Below are 2,732 nucleotides of genomic sequence, written 5' to 3'. Positions count from 1 at the left end.
CTGCATGCCCGCCGCTTCCTGCAGCAAGGCCTGGTCGATCTCCTCGAAGCGCAGCACCCGCCCACCGTGCTTGGCGGCCAGCTGCTGCGCGGCCTGCTCGTCGGCGAAGCTGGCGAGCACCGCGCCCATGGCACCCTTGAGCGGCGTGCCGATCACATAGTAGGCATTGGTTGCGTCAATCAGATGTTCGTCGTTGGGCGTCTCCCAGACGCTGCGGCCCATGTCGTGCACGTAGAGTTTCATCTCGCGGCCGCGGTTTTCCGGCTGCAGCCACCAGCCGATCATCTCGGCGGCCGAGCAGAACTTCTTCGCCCCGGCAGCCGACACCGCCTCGCCCTTGGGCCCGGGGAAGTCGCTGATGACCATGCCGCAGACGTGGCATTCGTCGCTGTCGTGGAAGGCCACCGGGTCGAGGCTGGCGGCCGGCTTCTGCGAGTCGCCGCAGGCGGCCAGGCCGAGGGCCAGCAGCAGGACCAGGCCAAGTTGGTGAAGCGTCTTCATATTGGTTTTCCCCACAAATCAGGCCGGGCGCCGACGGAACACGGCGTAGGCGACGAACAGTGAAACGGCCACCCACAGCAGCAGGCAGAGCCAGAGCATGATGCCGGGCAACGGCAGGTCGGCACCGAGCGAGAGCACGCCCATGGCGCTGCCGCTGCCTTCGAAACCGGCGAGGTTGATCAGCCGGTAGATGTCCGCCGGGTTGAGCAGGAGCAGCCAGGGCAGCAGCTCGGGGTTGAACTGGCCCTCGCTGAGCACCAGCAGCGCCAGCAGCACCAGGTCGAACACCAGCACGAAGAGGAACCACACGCCGAGCGCCAGGCCCGCGGCGCTGGATTTCTCGCTGACCTTGCTGCTGAGCACGTAGGCCAGCGCCAGGAACACCCAGCCGAGCAGCGTCGAGGACAGCATGAAGCGGCCGAAGGCCCAGGCCAGCATGCCCAGCTCGACGTCCTCGACCAAGAGTGCGATGGCCAGCGCCGCGCAGCCAAAGCCGAGCAGCACCGCCAGGGCGAGGATCAGCCCGTGGCCGACGAACTTGCCGAGCAGGATCTGCCCGCGTCCCAGCGGGTAGGTCAGCAGCAGCATCAGGGTGCCGCCCTCGTCCTCGCCGACGATGGCGTCGTAGGCCAGCAGCAGCGCGATCAGCGGCATGAGGAAGGTGGCCAGGCTGGCGAGGCTGGCGATGGTCGCCGGGATCGAGGTGAAGCCCAGCTGGCCGGACGCGGCAGCGCCGAGCCAGGCGATGCCGACCGCGAGCGCGGCGAACAGCAGGCTGATCGCCAGCAGCCAGCGGTTGCGCAGGCCGTCGCTGAGTTCCTTGCGGGCGATGTTCCAGACCTGGTTCATGCTCTGCCCTCCTCGGCCCGCACGTCGCCGGCGCGTTCCATGTAGAAGCGGTAGAGGTCCTCCAGCGACGGCTGGTGGATCTCGATGTCGTCGGGTTCGCCCTCGCCGAGCAGCTGGCGCAGCAGCACCAGCTTGTGGCCGTTGTAGGCGACCACTTCCAGGCTGCCCTCATTGAGCGGGCGGGCGGCGTGGCCTTCGTCCTGCCAGCGGCTGAGCCAGCGCTCGCGCTCGTCGATGCCGCTGGCGCGGATGCGCACCGGCAGGCCGGCCTCGGCGCGCAGCTGCGCCAGGCTGCCGACCGCCTGCAGGCGGCCCTTGGCGAGGATCGCCGCGCGGTTGATGTGCGCCTCGACGCCGGGCAGCACGTGGGAGCAGAGGATGATGCTGGCGCCGCGCTGGCGCAGCGTGTCGATCAGCCGGTACAGGTCGCTGGTGGCGATCGGGTCCAGGCCCACGGTGGGCTCGTCGAGCAGCAGCAGGCGCGGCTCGCCGAGCAGCGCCTGGGCCAGGCCGAGGCGCTGGCGCATGCCCTTGGAATAGGTCTTCACCCGGCGGTCGGCGGCATGCGCCAGGCCGACCTGCTCGAGCAGCTCGCCCACCTGGCCGAGCGCCGCGCCCTTGAGGCGGGCGAAGTGGCGCAGCGTCTCGCGGCCAGTCAGCTGCGGGTAGAAGGTGACGTTCTCCGGCAGGTAGCCGAGCTGGCGGCGCACCTGCGGGTCGGCCGGCGCGCGACCGAGTACCTTCACCTGCCCTTGGCTGGGCGCGAGCAGGCCGAGGATCAGCTTCATGCTGGTGGTCTTGCCGGCGCCGTTGTGGCCGAACAGGCCGAGCACCTCGCCTTCAGCGAGGCTGAGGTTCAAATCGTGCAGTACGGTCATGCTGCCGTAGCGCTGGCTGACGCCCTGGATTTCGACGGCGTTCATGACAGGGGTTCCTGGTTCAAGAGGTGTTTGGTTGGCAGCGTCATCAGCGGGTGGCTGTCCTGCACGCCGGGCGACTTGATCACCGGGAAGGCGCGCTGCACCCAGCGCAGCAGTTCGATGCTCGGGCTGTTCATCAGCAGGCGCACCTGCGGGTACAGCCACAGCAGGCGGTCGACGTTGTCGTTCGGCTCGTAGGGCACGTCGCCCAGGCCGTCGTCGTTGCGGTCCCAGCCCAGGTAGTCGCTCCAGTAGTTGCCACGCCCGTCCTGCGACCATTCCTGGGTGCGCGTGGCGACGTACTTGACCTGCTGCTGGTTGCCGACGAAGGCGTTGCCGGCGATGCGGTTGTCTTCCGAACCCGCGGTCAGGTGGATGCCCAGCGCGCTGTTGCCGAAGTGGTTGTTCTCGATGCTGTTGAACAGCGAGTTGTAGATGAACAGGGCCTTGCCTTCGCCGCCG

The 2,732-nt window shown here is 68.6% G+C and carries 4 protein-coding genes; all 4 read right to left on the bottom strand.

The window, feature by feature from the left end; genetic code table 11:
* On the bottom strand, positions 1-501 hold a 501-nt coding region (locus tag L3N39_RS18840), incomplete at its 3' end, for a nitrous oxide reductase accessory protein NosL (protein ID WP_237258962.1).
* 18 nt (positions 502-519) lie between these two features.
* Positions 520-1,350 (bottom strand): ABC transporter permease, encoded by an 831-nt coding sequence (locus tag L3N39_RS18835; RefSeq protein WP_237258961.1) that lies wholly within the window; start codon positions 1,348-1,350, stop codon positions 520-522.
* Positions 1,347-2,273, bottom strand: coding sequence for an ABC transporter ATP-binding protein (locus L3N39_RS18830; protein WP_237258960.1), 927 nt, complete (start codon positions 2,271-2,273; stop codon positions 1,347-1,349). Before L3N39_RS18830 ends, L3N39_RS18835 begins: the two co-directional genes overlap by 4 nt.
* On the bottom strand, positions 2,270-2,732 hold a 463-nt coding region (locus L3N39_RS18825), incomplete at its 5' end, for a NosD domain-containing protein (protein WP_284691959.1). The genes L3N39_RS18830 and L3N39_RS18825, both read right to left, overlap by 4 nt.

Origin of the sequence: Pseudomonas oligotrophica (assembly GCF_021726475.1) — a bacterium.
GTDB lineage: Bacteria > Pseudomonadota > Gammaproteobacteria > Pseudomonadales > Pseudomonadaceae > Stutzerimonas > Stutzerimonas oligotrophica.
Note: the sequence above shows the minus strand (reverse complement) of the source record. Positions and strands in the feature narration are given on the sequence as shown.

Excerpts from the sequence above, each read along its gene's own strand:
- L3N39_RS18830 (WP_237258960.1), bottom strand. The coding sequence starts at position 2,273 with ATGAACGCCGTCGAAATCCAGGGCGTCAGCCAGCGCTACGGCAGCATG.
- L3N39_RS18835 (WP_237258961.1), bottom strand. The coding sequence starts at position 1,350 with ATGAACCAGGTCTGGAACATCGCCCGCAAGGAACTCAGCGACGGCCTG.